This is a genomic window from Alitibacter langaaensis DSM 22999, assembly GCF_003096995.1.
Lineage (GTDB): Bacteria > Pseudomonadota > Gammaproteobacteria > Enterobacterales > Pasteurellaceae > Exercitatus > Exercitatus langaaensis.
On sequence record NZ_QENU01000001.1, the window covers coordinates 257,862 to 274,864 of the forward strand.

At 39.4% G+C, this 17,003-nt stretch carries 10 protein-coding genes and 1 tRNA gene; 5 read left to right on the forward strand and 6 right to left on the reverse strand.

The features are described from left to right. The first annotated feature begins 16 nt into the window (after positions 1 to 16). Positions 17 to 1,267 carry a glutamate-5-semialdehyde dehydrogenase gene (proA, locus tag C8D76_RS01285; RefSeq protein WP_116631024.1) on the forward strand — a complete coding sequence of 417 codons (1,251 nt, stop codon included), beginning with the start codon at positions 17 to 19 and terminating at the stop codon, positions 1,265 to 1,267. 182 nt (positions 1,268 to 1,449) lie between these two features. Here proA and C8D76_RS01290 read toward each other — a convergent pair. Next, positions 1,450 to 1,526 (reverse strand) — tRNA-Met (locus C8D76_RS01290). A 67-nt stretch (positions 1,527 to 1,593) separates the two neighbouring features. After that, the gene (locus C8D76_RS01295) at positions 1,594 to 2,019 is read right to left on the reverse strand and encodes a DNA polymerase III subunit psi (RefSeq protein WP_116631025.1); all 426 of its coding nucleotides are present in this window, start codon (positions 2,017 to 2,019) and stop codon (positions 1,594 to 1,596) included. Between the two features lie 61 nt (positions 2,020 to 2,080). Here C8D76_RS01295 and rsmC point away from each other — a divergent pair, with 61 nt between their 5' ends. Then, positions 2,081 to 3,073: a 16S rRNA (guanine(1207)-N(2))-methyltransferase RsmC gene (gene rsmC / locus C8D76_RS01300; RefSeq protein ID WP_116631026.1), complete on the forward strand. Its 993-nt coding sequence runs from the start codon at positions 2,081 to 2,083 to the stop codon at positions 3,071 to 3,073. A 66-nt stretch (positions 3,074 to 3,139) separates the two neighbouring features. Here rsmC and manA read toward each other — a convergent pair whose 3' ends face one another. Beyond that, on the reverse strand, positions 3,140 to 4,333 hold the full coding sequence (gene manA, locus C8D76_RS01305) for a mannose-6-phosphate isomerase, class I (RefSeq protein WP_116631027.1): 1,194 nt from the start codon (positions 4,331 to 4,333) through the stop codon (positions 3,140 to 3,142). 268 nt (positions 4,334 to 4,601) lie between these two features. On the opposite strand from manA, the gene C8D76_RS09870 reads away from it, so the two are divergent. The 3 genes from C8D76_RS09870 to C8D76_RS01355 are packed head-to-tail and all read left to right on the forward strand — an operon-like array spanning position 4,602 to position 12,431. Further along, the gene (locus tag C8D76_RS09870; protein ID WP_165814324.1) at positions 4,602 to 10,238 is read left to right on the forward strand and encodes an ESPR-type extended signal peptide-containing protein; all 5,637 of its coding nucleotides are present in this window, start codon (positions 4,602 to 4,604) and stop codon (positions 10,236 to 10,238) included. Beyond that, positions 10,186 to 11,529 carry a YadA family autotransporter adhesin gene (locus C8D76_RS01350; RefSeq protein WP_116631028.1) on the forward strand — a complete coding sequence of 448 codons (1,344 nt, stop codon included), beginning with the start codon at positions 10,186 to 10,188 and terminating at the stop codon, positions 11,527 to 11,529. Before C8D76_RS09870 ends, C8D76_RS01350 begins: the two co-directional genes overlap by 53 nt. Before the next feature lie 47 nt (positions 11,530 to 11,576). Beyond that, positions 11,577 to 12,431 carry an OmpA family protein gene (locus tag C8D76_RS01355; protein WP_116631029.1) on the forward strand — a complete coding sequence of 285 codons (855 nt, stop codon included), beginning with the start codon at positions 11,577 to 11,579 and terminating at the stop codon, positions 12,429 to 12,431. 480 nt (positions 12,432 to 12,911) lie between these two features. On the opposite strand, the gene C8D76_RS01360 is transcribed toward C8D76_RS01355, so the two are convergent. The 3 genes from C8D76_RS01360 to C8D76_RS01370 form a co-directional block, all read right to left on the reverse strand. Continuing rightward, positions 12,912 to 14,123 (reverse strand): anaerobic sulfatase maturase, encoded by a 1,212-nt coding sequence (locus C8D76_RS01360; protein ID WP_116631030.1) that lies wholly within the window; start codon positions 14,121 to 14,123, stop codon positions 12,912 to 12,914. Between the two features lie 69 nt (positions 14,124 to 14,192). Then, positions 14,193 to 15,917 (reverse strand): sulfatase family protein, encoded by a 1,725-nt coding sequence (locus C8D76_RS01365; protein WP_116631031.1) that lies wholly within the window; start codon positions 15,915 to 15,917, stop codon positions 14,193 to 14,195. Between the two features lie 584 nt (positions 15,918 to 16,501). Next, positions 16,502 to 16,954 carry a DUF986 family protein gene (locus C8D76_RS01370; protein ID WP_116631032.1) on the reverse strand — a complete coding sequence of 151 codons (453 nt, stop codon included), beginning with the start codon at positions 16,952 to 16,954 and terminating at the stop codon, positions 16,502 to 16,504. Positions 16,955 to 17,003: the final 49 nt, after the last annotated feature.

Here is a 17,003-nt window from a genome sequence, read left to right on the forward strand (position 1 = left end):
GGATTAAGGACAGATTATGACGAATTTAACTGAAATGGGGAAAGCCGCACGTTTAGCTGCATTTGAGCTCAGTCAGCTTTCTACGGCAGAAAAAAATCAAGCATTACAAATTATTGCGGAGCAGCTCGAAGAGCAGCAACAGCGCATACTGGCAGAAAATCAAAAAGATATTGAACAGGCGAAATTAAACGGCATTAACGAAGCCATTATTGATCGCCTATTGCTGACGCCTGAACGTTTAAAAGGCATTGCCAATGATGTGCGCCATGTGATTTCGCTAGCAGATCCTGTGAGCGAAATTATTGATGGCAGAACCTTAGACAGCGGATTAAAACTCGAGCGTTTGCGTGTGCCAGTTGGCGTGATCGGCACAATTTATGAAGCTCGTCCCAATGTGACCATTGATGTGGCAAGCCTTTGCTTGAAAACAGGCAATGCAGTGATTTTACGCGGAGGCAAAGAAACCCAACATTCCAATAAAATCTTAGTGGACGTGGTGCAAACTGCACTGGCAAAAGCGGGCTTACCGAAAGCTGCCGTGCAAGCGATCACCGATCCTGACCGCAATTTAGTGATGGAATTTTTAAAGCTCGATCGTTATATCGATATGATTATTCCACGAGGCGGGGCAGGGCTACACGAACTTTGCAAACAGCATTCCACAATTCCAGTGATAGTGGGCGGAATTGGCGTGTGCCATACCTTTGTGGAGCAAAGTGCGGATCAAAATCGTGCCATTTCGGTGATTGTCAATGCGAAAACACAACGCCCAAGCACTTGCAATACATTAGAAACCCTATTGGTTCAAGAAAGCATTGCGGACAGCTTTTTGCCGAAGCTTGCCGCTCAACTTCCTGTGAAATATTTTGCTGATTCCACCGCACTTGCGATTTTGCAGCGCGCCAATGCCTGCGTGGAGCCTGTCACGGAAGATGCCTTGCGTAAAGAATGGTTATGCACGAATTTGAATGTCTTGGTGGTGAAAGATATTCAAGCCGCGGTTGAACACATTCGTGAATACGGCACACAACATTCCGAAGCCATTTTAACGGAAAACCAAGGGTTGGCTCGACAATTTGTGGCACAAGTCGATGCGGCGTCGGTTTATGTGAATGCCAGCACCCGTTTCACCGATGGCGGACAATTTGGTTTAGGCGCTGAAGTGGCGGTTAGCACCCAAAAACTTCACGCACGCGGTCCAATGGGATTAGAGGCGTTAACCACGTATAAATGGGTGGGAACAGGGGATTATACTGTACGTGCCTAAGATCGAGGGGGATCGGGCTGACTTTGAGATAAGGTTGTTTGCGTCTAAAATGTTAAGCTGGCAAACAACCTTATTTTAATGGGAAGTTAGGCAAAATTATCCTTTAAATCGTTAATGTTTAACGAATAAAATACGAAACGAAAATAGCAAAAAGGCATCCAATTGGATGCCTTTTCTGAATCTGGTTGCGGGGGCCGGATTTGAACCGACGGCCTTCGGGTTATGAGCCCGACGAGCTACCAAGCTGCTCCACCCCGCGTCTGATGTGCGTGAATATACGCTTTTATGTGAAAATTGCAAGCTGAAATGGCTTGTTTGCTGACAAATTAAACGGATTGGCTGAATGACTGCTGAATTTGTCGCCAAAGTGCACGTTTCAGCGGCGCTTGGTTGGCGAGAGATGCATAACTTTCTGCGCGCCATAATTGGCTTGGATCAATCTGCAACTGCGCCAAAGTGCGGTCAATTTTTTCATTATTTTCTGAAAGCAGCCAATAATAAACCGAATGTTGAATGTTCAGATGTTGGGCTTGCTCAAAATTAATGGCTAAACAGTCTGATGACGACACTTCAACGCTACGCAACACATCAGCAAAGAACGGCTCGGCAAGCGCAACACATTGCTCGGCAATAATAATTAGGCGAATATGGTTTGCCACAGGCACCGTCACTGCGCCCTTTAACACTTCATGACGGCGCAATTGCCACTGGCTAATTCCCATTTGTTGCAAGAGTAAATCTCGTCTGTTCATTCGTTTTCCGTTTTCCGCTATAATGCCGACAATTTTAGCCTACCTTATAGGATTTTCCCAAATGATTTCTGTTGAAAGCCAAGTGTTAGAACGCCATTTGCCACGTTTTGCCAATAAAAGCGTGCTGTTTGCTGGTGGAGTGAATGATGATTTTCCCGAGCAAGTTAGCCAAACCGCCAGCCGTGTGGAGATATGGTCGTGCTATTTTGATTATGCCAAAGGCAAAAGTGCGGTCAATTTTTCAATAATTTGTGAAACGCAAGCGGATCTCATCGTTTATTACTGGACGAAAAACAAAGCAGAAGTTCAATTTCAATTAATGCAACTTTTGGCGAATGCGCAGGAAAATCAGGAAATCTTGATTATTGGTGAAAACCGTTGTGGCGTGCGTTCAGCGGAAAAATTATTAGTGCCATTTGGCGAAATCGGCAAGATTGACTCTGCACGCCGTTGTGGTTTATACCATTTTTCTTTGCAAAATCGACCGCACTTTAACGCAGAAGAATATTGGAAAACCTACGAAAATCCAAACTTAGGCGCGCTAAAAATTTATAGTTTACCCGGGGTGTTCAGTGCCAATGAATTGGATACTGGTACCGCATTGTTGCTGTCCACCATTCATAGCCATATTCGTGGCGATGTGTTGGATCTAGGCTGCGGTGCGGGCGTGGTTGGCGCTTATCTCAAACAGCAAAATCCCAAAACCACGGTGCTGATGAGCGATATTCACGCCATGGCGGTTGCTTCTGCGCAAAAAACGCTCACCGAAAACCAATTACAGGGTAGCGTGATTGCCAGTGATGTGTTTTCCCATATTCAGGGAAAATTTGATTTAATCATTTCTAATCCGCCATTTCATGACGGAATCGACACCGCCTATCGTGCCGTGAGCGAGCTGATTAAACAAGCAAAATGGCATTTAAAAGACGGTGGCGAATTGCGCATTGTGGCAAATGCGTTTTTGCCTTATCCCGATTTGTTGGAACAGCATTTTGGCGAATATGAAGTGCTGGCAAAAACGGGAAAATTTAAGGTTTATTCAGTGAGATCGTAAAACAAAAGGGCGTATGTTACGCCCTGTTTTTTTTTGTTTATACGTAGTTTAAGACGCTGTTTAAGGTTAAGGCAATGTAGCGAGCACGCAATAACCTTTTTCTATGCCGATGATTTCATAGTCTGTATTAGCACAAATAAAGGCGGATTGCCCTTGAGTCAGCTCAAGTGCGGTCGAATTTGCGCAAATTTTCAACGCGCCTTCCATCGCAAACAAAATCGTGGCATTTTTCGCAGAACCTTTCACGCTAAATTGCGCATCGTAACCAATATTTTCTAAGGCGAAATCTTTGGCGGGCGTCCAATAATGATGAGAACCATTGCCTTGTGGCGCAGCTGGAATGAGTTCGGGTATCACTTCACGACAATCTACCACTTTCAACAATTCAGGAATGTCAACGTGTTTTGGCGTGAGGCCACCACGAATCACATTATCTGAACACGCCATTAATTCAATATTTTGCCCGCGCAAATAAGCGTGCGGAATGCCTGCATCTTGATAAATGCCTTGCCCTTTTGGCACATTCACAATATTGAATAAATAAAAACACATCAATCCTGCATCCAGTTTATCAGCAGGAATTTGCATCGCATCACGGCAATAAAGCACCCAATAATCAGGGTTTTCTGGCGTCAGATTTTCCAACTGGTTTTGCGCGAAAATCGGGTTTAACCAACTTTCCAATTGTCCTTGGCTGGCTTGCATAATATCGGCATAAAATGAGTGCAAATCTTGTTGTTCAAGTTTGTCCGCTAAGGGCGCAAAGTGCGGTCGATTTCGCAAGTTTTTTAGAATTTCCGCTTTAGGCTTGAAACCGTGCAATAGCCAAAAATCAGACAGTGCAATCATCATTTCAGGTTTGTGATTATTATCTTTATAAGTGCGTTTCGGATCCTTCAACTCAACGCCTCGGGCATTTTCTGCGGCAAACCCGATTTCCGCCTGCGCTTTAGTTGGATGCAGCTGAATAGAAAGCGGGGCTTTCACATCCAAAATTTTGAGCAAATAGGGCAATTCATCACCAAAAACAGTGCGACTTTGTTCACCAAGTGCGGTCGGATTTTGCGCTAAAAATTCAAGCAATGAGTGCGATTTTCCCGCAACTTCAATGGCGGACGGCGATGAAATATGCGCCCCCAACCACCATTCTGCATAAGTCGTATTGGGCTGTTTGTCAAAATGAATGAGATCAGCAAGATAATCTTCCCCGCCCCAAATATAGTTTTGTAATGTTCCTGTTAATTGATAAATTCCGCTCATTTTTTGTCCTTTAGTTCGTTATTTTTGTGAAACAAATTGTAACAGAGTTATGAATATTGGGCTAAGAATAATGTATGTAAACTCACAATCTTTACAAATACTTACACTTTTTATGTATATTAATTTTATTGCTTCAGTATAATACATCTGTTCTTAGTGTATGAGCACTAGATTAGAATTCCGTAGGTTTAGTCGAAAATGCGATATTCGCTGTTATTTACTAGGCCTACACGCTTTTATTTAATTTCATATTCAATATAGGGTTATTATGAATAAAATCTTTAAAATCAAATTTAACGCATCAACTAATTCTTGGGTTGCGGTATCAGAACTTGCTTCTAATAAAGGAAAAACAGACTCCGTGGTGGATCAATCCGTTTCACCTAAATCAGGTTTAAGAAAACTTTTCTCATTCCCTATAGCGTTGCTTTATGCCGCTATACTAAGCAGCTTAGCAGCACCACAAGCGATGGCACTTATTGCGATCAATGCTATGGATGCTGATAATCATGCCTACAATAACCCCGACTTACTTCCTGCAAAAGCTTCAACCGCAATAGAAAATGGTTATGTACAATATATGCCTATTGACTATGGTACACCTAATAATGTTGCAACAAACCCAACTATTGGTAGTGATGGTGTTCCATTGTATGACACTCGAGAAGCTAACGGGATTGCGATTGGTCGAGAAGCCAACACAATTAGTGGTGACCGTTTTTCAACAGGCATCGCAATTGGTGATTATTCAAAAGCAGCAGCTGGTAATGGTGGTTTAGGGATTGCACTGGGGCATTTTAGCCAATCTACCGGGGTATCTTCTATTGCTTTAGGTACTGCAGCTAAAGCTTCTGCATTTAATGCTTTATCAATTGCACGCCAATCAGCAGCAACCGCTGAATACGCAATGGCAATTGGTGTTGCTTCATCAGCACAAGCTAAATCAAGTACTGCTATTGGTACCTCAGCGACTGCTACTGGAGAACGTTCAGTTGCTATTGGTAGTGCAGATATGTCAACAATTCCTGTTCGAACTGGTGTGGATAGAACAACGTATAATAGTACTACTAATACTCGAGCAACAGGTGTAGACGCTACTGCAATTGGTACTAGTGCACAGGCTGATTCGGATAATACTGTGGCTCTTGGGGCGCGTACTCATGCAAAAACTGGTGGCTCTGTAGCAATTGGTGAAAATTCTGTATCAGGTCAAGACTCTCTTTATGGTAATTGGGCTAATATCATTAACCCTACGACAGGGACTTATTTTACCAGTCAACGAGAATTAGAATTTTATGTTACTGCACATCAAAATCCAGCTGATAATGTCTATCGTTCCGTGATTGGTAAACGAAATAATATTGCTATCGGCAGCGGCGCACAAGCATTTGGTGGGCGTAATATTGCTATTGGTGAAAATGCGGGAACAGGTCTTGATGATAACTGGAATATTCATAATGTAAATATCGGTACAGAATCAGGTCAAAATTCTAAAAAAGACTATTCTGTAGCTATCGGTTATCGTGCTGGAGCATTAACAGATGCTCAACAGCAAGTTCAAGCAAAATATGTTAAACAAGATGGTGATCGCGCACCTAGTGTTATTCTTGGTAAACAAGCTGGTGAAGGTAATGTTAGTTATGGAAATATTTTATTAGGGCTTCAGGCCGGGCAAAATAGTCAGACTGACATAATCACTAGAGAAAATATTGTTATTGGTAACTTATCAGGTCGAAATATCAATGGTGATGGTAAGAATGCTCAATTTTCAGCGCATACTGGTCAAAATACTATTATCGGCTCTGGTAGCGCAAACGAATTGAATGGCGATGCAAACTTAATTTTAGGCACTAAAGCAGGTAATGGCGTACAGGGTGATAATAATATCATTTTAGGTAGTGTTGCTGCTGATCAAGCAATTAGTGATCGCTCTATCATTATGGGACCTCAAACTGCTAACAATACTAATAATGATCGTAACGTATTAATTGGTAATTTTGTAAATGGCAGTGTTGGAAACCAAAAAGTCAGTAATGCTGTAGGTATTGGTAGCAGTGCAGTTGCAAGTGGTAATGCTTCAGTTGGTATCGGTCGTTTAGCAAGTGCATCTAAAGAGAATGCGATCGCAATTGGTACAGGTGCTCAAGCAACCGCGGCACAGGCTATTTCTATTGGTACAGGTAATATTGTAAGCGGTGAAAATTCTGGGGCATTAGGGGATCCATCTTATATTTCTGGAACGGGTACTTATACTGTTGGTAATAATAATGGTACTGCTGGAGCCCCTGTCTCAGCTAATAATGCGGGCGTATTCGGTAATAGTAATGCACTAACTGGTGATAATAGCCGTATCGTAGGTAATAACAATTCAGTAACAACAACGGATACTTTTGTATTGGGTAATGATGTTACAACCACTGCTGACAACTCTGTTTTCCTTGGTTCTGGTTCGGCTTATACTGACAAAACTGCAGCTACCACAGATGGTATTGGAAAAGTATCTGCTGCAACTATTGGTGATGTAACTTATTCTGGCTTTGCAGGTGAGAATGCAGTTGGTGTCGTTTCTGTCGGTTCTCCTACTAGTGGCAATACTTCTACTGGCGCAGCTGGTGGTGTACGCCGTATCCAAAACGTGGCAGCAGGTTTAATTAGTAAAGATTCTACTGATGCGATTAATGGTTCTCAGTTATATGCGGTTGCTAACAAGATTCCTACAATTAAATCAGGCACAAATGTTAATGTTGATAAAACAACTGATGAGTCAACAGGTCAAGTCACTTATACAGTAAATGTGGCGGATGTGGAAGATAAACTAAATCATTTCCACGTTAATAAAGGTGATAACTCTCAACCTGCTGGTAATTCAGACACAAATGAAGGTTCAGTAAATGCTATTGGTGGTGCAACTGGTTATTATGCAACAGCTGGTGGTATTAATGCGAAAGCAACTGGCGAATCTGCTGTTGCGTTGGGTACAGATGCAAGTGCGAAAAGTGTATCTTCAGTTGCAATTGGTCAGGGAGCAAGTGCAGATGGCTCTAGTGCTGATTATCCAGATGGTAAACCGAAAGATGGTGCAGCAACGGCAGTTGGTCGTTTAGCTAATGCCTCTGGTGGTAGCAGTACAGCATTAGGTTCAGGAGCAACAGCTTCTGGAACAAACAGTGTTGCTTTAGGTGCATCTTCTGTATCAAGCGGCCTTGGTTCAACAGCTTTAGGTTTACAAGCAACCGCTGCTGGTGATCAATCTATTGCTTTAGGTCGTCAGAATAACGTAACTGGAAATCTTTCTGGTGCTGTGGGTAGTAGCAATACCGTTGCTAATGCCAACACTTATGTTGTCGGTAATAGTGTAAAAACAACACAAGATAATAGTGTGGTATTAGGTCATGAATCAACTGATCGTGCAGCAACGACAGAAACTACAGCGAAAGTAGGCAATATTACTTATTCAGGTTTCGCAGGAGCAGGTTCTGTTGCTAATGGTGTTGTGTCTGTTGGTAATAAAGATCATGAACGCCAAATTATCAATGTGGCGGCAGGTAATGTATCTGCGACATCTACTGATGCGATCAATGGTTCACAATTATATGCTACTCAAAATGTTATTAATAATGTAGCTAACTCTGTTGCTACTGCTCTTAGCCCAAGTTCGACTGTAAATCAAGATGGTTCAATATCAACCCAATTAACCGTTAATGGTAATACCTATAATAATGTTCAACAGGCATTAAATAACGTTGATACCAATACCCAAGCAACTGTAAAAGCCGTTGATGGTTCTGCAATTACTGTAACGGAAGATGCTACAGCTAATGGCAAGGGAACAATCCAGTATAACGTAGGTTTAAATACAGACGGTACAACGATTACAACGAAAGAGATAACTGGTCAGGATGGTAATAAAGTAGTTCAAGTTACAGCGAATACTACAACTATTAATGATGCTAACCAAGACGGTAAAATTGATGCTCCTTCAAATGATGATGCAGGTAAATTAGTTACTGCAACAACAGTCGTTGATGCAATCAACCAATCAGGCTTTACGTTAACAACAAGTGCCTCTGATGAGGGTGAAGTATCTGGAACCACAAAAGAATTAGTGAATCCAGGTAAAACAGTAACTATCGATGCAGGCAAAAATATTAAAGTATCCCAATCTGGTAGCACAATCAGCATCGCAACTAAAGATCAAATGGTGTTTGGTGAAAAAGGTGCAGATGGAAAAGATGGTGTTGATGGCACAATTGGCGTAAACGGTAAAGACGGCTCAGCAGTGGTGTTGAACGGTAAAGATGGTTCAATTGGCTTAAATGGAAAAGATGGAAAAGATGGCTTAAGCTTAAAATCAGCAGATGGAGCACAAGGTGTAAATGGGACAAATGGCGAGAATGGTTTACCAGGTAAAAATGGTACAACTCGTATCGTATATCAACCGACTAACCCAGACGGCACGAATAATGGTGACCCAGAGACAGTAGCCACATTAAATGATGGTTTAATCTTCACAGGTAATAATGAAGAGATGAACCGTCATAAGCTAAACAGTGTGGTAAAAGTTGTTGGTGAAGGTATAAATAAAGCAGCCTCACTTGCTTTCAACTCTGCGGCAGGTAACATCAATGTTAAAGCTGATGGAAGTGACAAACTAGAAATCCAGTTAAACCGTGACTTAAAAGATTTAAGTACAGCGAACTTTGTTAAATATAACGAAGATGGAAGCGTCAATGGAGATGCACCAAAAACAGTTATTAACAATGAAGGCATTACAATCACACCAAAAGATGGTGAAAATGGTAAAGATGGTAATGTGGTATCGTTAACAAAAGACGGTTTAAACAATGGTGGTAATAAAATCACAAACGTAGCTAAAGGTGATGTAAGTGATACAAGTACAGATGCTGTAAATGGTAGCCAGTTAAATGAAGTGAAACAGACTGCAGAGAAAGGCTTTAATATCACAGCAGATAATAAAGCGTTAGGAGAAGGTGAGACTGAAGATAATGTTAAGCCAGGACAAACTATTGAGTTTACAAGTACAGATAAAAATATTGTAACGACTGTTAGTGATAACAAAATTGACTTTGGTTTAGGCGACAACCTTACAGTAGGTAAAGACGGTGCTAATGGCGCAGATGGTAAAGACGGTAGTATTGGCGTAAACGGTGCGAACGGCTCATCCGTAGTGTTGAACGGTAAAGACGGTTCGATTGGTTTAACGGGTCCACGTGGTGAAGGTGGTACTCCAGGTAAATCAGCGAACATCAGTGTGAAAGATGGTCAACCAGGTGTTGACGGTGCTGATGGCGAGACTAAAACACGTATCGTTTATGAGACTAAAGATGCGGATGGCAATCCAGTCACTGAAGAAGTCGCAACCTTAAATGATGGTTTGAACTTTGTAGGTAATGATGGAAAAGTTGTAACACGTAAACTCAACCAAACTTTAAATTTACTTGGCGGTTTAAGTGGTACTACTGTTTTAGATTCTACCTTAGTATCCAGTAATAATCTTGGCGTTCGTTATAAAGACGATGGTAGTTTAGAAATCGTTATGAAAGAACGTCCAGAATTTTCTGGTGTTACAGTGAATGGTAAAGATGGTAAAGACGCAGCCATTACCTTTGCTAAAGATGGTCAAGACGGTATGTCTATCGTCGGTACTCGTGGAGCTGACGGTGAAAATGGTTTAACTATTAGAGGCGCTGACGGCAAAGATGGTGTTACTTTTGCTGATGATGGGCGTATTACTAATGTAACCGCGGGTAAAGATGGCAAAGATGCTGTAAATATGGATCAATTAAAAGAAGTTGATGCTACAGCTAACAAAGGTTGGAATTTAACCACAAATGGCCAAAATAGTTCAAACGTTAAACCAGGTGATACAGTCGATTATTGCTAATAAAGATGGTAATATCAAAATTACTAATGATGGCAACAAAGTGACAGTTGATCTTGCTAAAGATATTAAAGTTGATTCCGTTACTGCGGGAGACACTACAATCAATAATGATGGATTAACTATTAAGGATGGCCCTAGCGTAACAAAAGATGGCATTAATGCTGCTGGCAACAAAATTACTAATGTTGCACCAGGTACTGACGGTACGGATGCTGTTAACGTAGATCAATTAAATACAGCAACTACAGCTGTAAAAGATTCTACAACTTGGAAAGTAAATACCGCAGGACAAGTTGATGAAGGAAAAGCTGCAGAATCAGTATCTAATCAAACTGTAACAGTAAATCATGGTGTTAATACCAAAGTATCTGATGTGAAAAAAGATGCAGATGGTAATTATAGCTATGAAATTGATGTGACAGGTCTTCCAATGGAATATGTGGATGAAAAAGGCAACACATTAGTGAATATTGGCGGTAATTTCTTTAGCCAAACTGATAATGCAGATGGTACTAAAACCTTAACTCCATCAAAACCTGCAAAAGTACGTATTAGTAGCGATAAACCTATGCAGCTAACTAATGTTGCTGACGGTGAAGTTTCTGAAAACAGTACAGATGCAGTAAATGGTAGTCAGTTGTATGAAGTTAAAAACTCTGGTTTAACTTTCGCTGGCGATGAAGGTGAATTTAAATCTCCATTAGGTAGCAAAGTAACTGTCTCAGGTGGTGTTAAAGATTCATCTAAATTAACCAATAACAATATTGGTGTAGTTGCTAAGGATGGTAAGCTTGATGTTAAATTAGCTAAAGCATTAACTGACTTAACCAGTGCTGAATTTAAAGATAGTGATGGTAACGTAACTAATGTAGATGGCAAAGGTATCAGCATTACAGGTAACAATGGTAAAACTACAAGCTTAACTGCTGATGGTTTAAATAACGGTGGTAATCGTATTACTAATGTTGCTCCGGGTATTAAAGATACAGATGCTGTAAACGTAGCACAATTACGTGGTACAGCAAACAACTTAAATAACCGTATCAACAAAGTTGATAGAAATGCGAGAGCAGGTACTGCGAGTGCATTAGCTGCTGCGACATTGCCGCAAGCTTATTTACCAGGTAAATCATTAGTTGCATTAGGTGGAAGTACCTATGGTGGCGAAACTGGTATCGCATTAGGTGCATCAACTATTTCTGATGGTGGTAACTGGATCCTTAAAGGTTCAGCAACCTCTAACTCTCGTGGTAAACTGGGCGCTGGTGTAGCAGTAGGTTATCAGTGGTAATTAAAAATATAGGGGGTATTTCCCCCTATTTTAGCGAAGGAAACAAAATGAAAGTAACAACCTTTTTTAAAACAACTTTGTCAGTATTAGCGCTCTCTACATTAACAGCCTGTGCGACCAAAAGTAATGTAAAATCTGACGGAACAACTGATGAACCTGTTTTTCCAGAGCCATATTCATTAACGTTTAACAATGATCGTGGTACATTCCCGACCACTGATGAATTGTCGCAAGTGAAAGCAGGTTTGACTAAAGATGATCTGTATAAGTTACTTGGGCGCCCACATTATGATGAAGGTTTATTTGGTGTGCGTGAATGGGATTATTTATTCCACTTCCATACTCCAGGTGTGCCAGCCGATCCAGATAATAAAGCAGGCGTAGCGGATGTTACTACTTGTCAATTTAAAGTGATCTTTGATAAAGATAAATTTGCTCGTAGCTTCTTCTGGAAACCGGTATTCCCTAAAGATGCGATCTGCCCAGCAGGCCATAAATCAGGTCCAAATACACAGCGTTACACTATTGATGCTGATGCGTTATTTGCGTTCGATAAAAGTGGAAATTCGGATATAAATCCAGCGGGTAAAGCAAAATTAGATGACTTTGCGGAAAAAGTACGTAAATTTGATAGTTTACACTCAATCCGTATTGAAGGTCATACAGATCGTCTTGGTGGTGCTGCATATAATCAAAAACTCTCTGAAAAACGCGCTGAAACTGTACGTCGTTATTTAATCAGCAAAGGTGTACCAGCTGGCGTAATGAGTGTTGTAGGTTATGGTAAAACTCGTCAAGTTAAAGAATGTGCAAGCAGTTTACCGCGTAATCAATTAATTGAATGCTTACATCCTAACCGTCGTGTAGAAATCGAAGTTGATGGTTCTGGAAAATTAAATTAAGGTACATTCATAAAATTATTGGCAATAACCAAATTTGAGGGTTATTGCCAATTTTTTTATATAAATCTCTCATCACTATCATAAGATGATCTCTTGTGGTGCTAAGTTGCAAAAGACACCAACCAAATTATTATAATATCTTCATATTTCAAGTCCCTTTTCTGAAGATTTAAAGTGACTAATACCTATTATTGAACAGATAAAATAGCCCAAAGTGCGGTCATTTTATGAGAAGTTTCGCTAATGATAGGCTTATTTTCCCATTTAATCATTCAACCTTTGATTAGCAAAAATAGCTTAGAAATAAAGCGAAGATAAAAAAGCATAATGCGGATACTCTTATTTATATCCACCCAATAACGCTATTACTGCATCAATATCAGTTTGTTGATTTAGCCAAGCGACAATGCGTTTGCTATTTTTTAGATCAAACACGAGTTTATGATTTTTGAAGAAAGTCGGGCTATTACACTTATAACATTAATTGTTATAAATTCTGTCTCGATATACGCTTACTAGTTCAAGCGGGTAATTCTGGCTATGAAGTGTTACCATAAAATTCATTGCGGGCATTAAATGTTGGAAAATTTGTTGGTAGCTTTGGCAAAAATAATTATGTTTATCACCTTGTTTATTGGTAATAAAACGGTGTTTAGGGCAACCGCCATGACATAAATCTAGCCATTGGCAGGATTTACATTGCGAATTAAGTTGCTGTTTTTTCGCTGACAGAGTGGTCGTTTTTTGTTGAATTTCACTTTCTGATAAGTGTTTAATATTGCCGATTTTATATTCAGGATATACAAAATGATCACAGCTATATACATCTCCATTGGCTTCTAAGGCAAGATTTTCACCACCACATTTTTCACGATAGATACACATACTTGATTCAAAGCCACAGTAGCGGGCAAAAATTGCGTCAAAAAGTTGCACTGAAATTTTGCCTACATCTTTAATTAACCACTCGTCGAAAATTTGGTTCATAAATTGAGCATATTGCTCTGCGGATACGGAGAAATTCGTGGTGACGGGAATAATGCTACCATTAGCAATCCAGCTTGGTTTAAAGTGCTGATCTACCCCAAGAGTTTCAACGACAGGAATAAATTGCATGAAACGGCTACCTAGCTCTTTTAGAAATTGGTAAACTCGTTTTGGATATTGCGCATTGATGTTATTAATTACTGTTAATGTATTAAATTCTACATTAGCGTTTTTGAGCAAAGTAATGGCTTGTTTTACCTGTTGAAATGTGCCCCGACCAGATGTATTTAAGCGGTATTTATTGTGTAATTCTTCATCGCCATCAATAGAGATCCCGACTAAAATATTGTGCTTTTTAAAAAAATCAGCCCATTTTTCGTTAATCAATATACCGTTGGTTTGAATGGCATTATGTACTTTTTTTCCCAATGGTTTAGCGATTTCTTGCTGAATTTCGATTGCTGATTGGTAAAAATCTAGCCCAGCCATTAAAGGTTCACCGCCTTGCCAAGTGAAAAAAACATCATTACTTGGTGTTTGCTGAATATGCTGCGTGATAAAGTGACGAGCAATATCTAAGGACATTCTTATTGAGTGCGGATTTTTTTCCATAAAAGCTTCTTTTTCAAGATAGAAACAGTAGTCACATTTGATATTGCACTGAAAACTTGTGGGTTTAAGCATAAAACTGAGCATAATGACCATCCTTTGGCTTGCATTGAAGTGGGAAAAGTGCGGTGAAATTTTCTGATTTTTCACCGCACTTAAGGGCAACTATTTAGTCGCGTTTAGTAAGTTTTGATATTTTGGTACATTATTTTCGGTGTTTGGTAATTTTGCAGAAGTCAAATATTCATTCATTTTGGCTTTCAACATTTTTACCACTTTCGGATTTTCTTTAGAGAGTTCTTTTGTCTCCATCAAATCTCCATTTTTGTATAGTGCCACTTTACCTTCCCTTTCAAAAATCGGTAATTCACCATCTTCGGTTAATTTCACTTTACCGTTTTTATCGCGGACTAGGTCAACGTAATAATGCAACGTCCAATCTTTATCACGAACTGTCCATGTAAATTTAGATTTTTTCTCCATATATGGATTTTTTGGGTAATCATCGGATTTACCCGTTACATATTTGTAGTAATTGTGCCAGAACGGAATATTAACGGTGTCCCAGTGAAATGCACGAGGTTGAGCCCAGAATAGATATGGATGTGGTTCACCTTTTTCTTCACCAGTTAAGTATGGCAATAAGTTTTTACCATCTAATTTTTTCGCAAGATCGGCGGGGATTGGAATACCTGCAGCGGCTAATGCCGTTGGCATAAAGTCAGTCGCGGACACCATTTGAGTGTATTCTTGGCTGCCTAATTTTGCTGGCCAACTTACAAACATAGGGGTGTGAACGCCACCATGTTGAGTTTCTCCTTTGAAACCTTTGAATTGACCATTCATTGGCATTGGTGAGTCAATAACGGCGCCATTATCTGAAGTGAAGAAAATTAAGGTATTTTTATCTTTACCTTGTTTTTTCAATTCTTCCATAATGCGTTTCACACCTTGGTCTACGGCATAAACAGAGGCATAATAGTTATCGACTTCGCTATTTCCTGTATTAAAAATTTGATATTCTTTTGGTGCTGGTGCTTCTAATGGAATATGTGGAGCATTATAAGCGAGATAAATAAAGGCTGGGTTATCACCTGCTTTTTTCAATACTTCAATAGCTTCATTGGTAAATTGATCAGTGATGTAACCTTTGGCTTCTGCACGTTCACGATTTTTGAATAAAGAAGGTGAATTGTAGTAAGACGCACCTGATGCATGGAAACCGAAGAAGTATCCAAAACCTCGTTTTTGTGGTTGGAATGGCTCATCGCAGTAAGTGGTGAAATTGTCATGGTAGTCGCGAGTTTGTTTTTCCGCAGGAACAGGTACGTTGGTAATGCGACATAAATGCCATTTACCAATAGCCGCTGTTTCATAGCCATGATCTTGCAATATTTCAGCAAGAAACGTTTCTTCCGTTGAAATGCCATCTTGAGCGTCATCATTACTGTAAATACCGTAACGAGCTGGGAAACGAGATGTCATCATTGCGGCGCGAGATGGACCACTAACACCATGCGCGACAAAACCTTGGCTAAGCTTCACACCATTATCTTGTAAATTACGCAAGGTTGGTGTAGACATTTTGGCAGCTTCAATAGCTTTATCCAATGCAACTTGATAACGTTCTGGTACCTCTTGTTTTTCTAATACTGCCTTATCAAAGGCTTTTTCATCGTAATCTAACTGACCGTAGCCTAAATCGTCCACAGAGATTAAGATAATATTCGGTTTATCTTTTAAACTATATTCTGTGGGTTCAAATTTTTGATTAAAGGCAACGTTGGTCGCGGTACCTTTATCTTTGACATTGTTCGCTTGAGCTACAACTGAAAATCCCATACTTAATGCCGCTACAATAGAAAGAGAAAGTTTAGTTTTCTGATACATAGAGCACTCCTTTGTTAGTTTAATTGTCTAAAATAAAGACAGTTTTCAAGATATAGCATTTATATTTTTTTTGTCTACTAGCAATTTATAATAATGAGATCTTGATCACAAAAATATATTTTTGATATACGTCACAAATTTAGAATAAATTTGTCGTTACAAGTAATACTTAATTATCTTTGGCAATAATAAATATTGTAAACTCTTATAATTAAGTTTTATTCATTTTATTAGTATTCCTTTCTAAAAATTTAAATTCTATTGAAGGCTATTATTTAACAGGAAAAATGGTTAAAGTGCGGTCATTTTATGAGGGATTTTGGCAATATAGTTTACTTCTTTATTGAATTCATAGTTTTGATGCTGGATCTTAGGTAGAGAAGTAGTTGATTAGCATAATAAACTCAATTATTAAATAAATTCGTGTTATATTTCGTTGGGTTTTTCCTTTGAGAAATTAATAATTATTTAATGAATATGATTTCTGACGGAGAGATAAAATAAATAAAATAAGAGATACTTGAAAATTAAAAGAGCTCAGAAACAAGAATAGGAATAAAACAAAACGAACAAGGCGGATACCCTTATTTATATCCACCCAATAACGTCACTACCGCATCAACATCAATTTGTTGATTTAGCCAAGCGACAATGCGTTTGCCATTTTTTAGATCAAATACGAGTTTATGATTATCAGCTAAGTTTACGGCTTGTATTTTGTCAAAATGTACGAAGATATTTTCAAAAAAGAATCCTTCATTTTTAAAAATAAGCATTGGTGTGCGGAAAAATGCCATATATAGGCTGAGCAAGATTAAAAAGGCGAGTAGATAAACAGTGAATGGTGCAATATGCCCTTCGGATTGCCAGATAATCACGCCAATGAGAGCCACAAAGATTAGACTATCTAATTTTGTTCGCTTTTTTAACCGCACTTTTAGGCGTGTTTTGCCTTTGAGTTTATCAATTGCAAATTGTTCAAAGAAAGCATAAGCAAAAAATGCGATGATACTGAGAAAGAGAATGGTGTTAATCATATTTAGCTAGTTTTCTTGGGGGAAATGTTTGATATAAAAAAGGACAGGA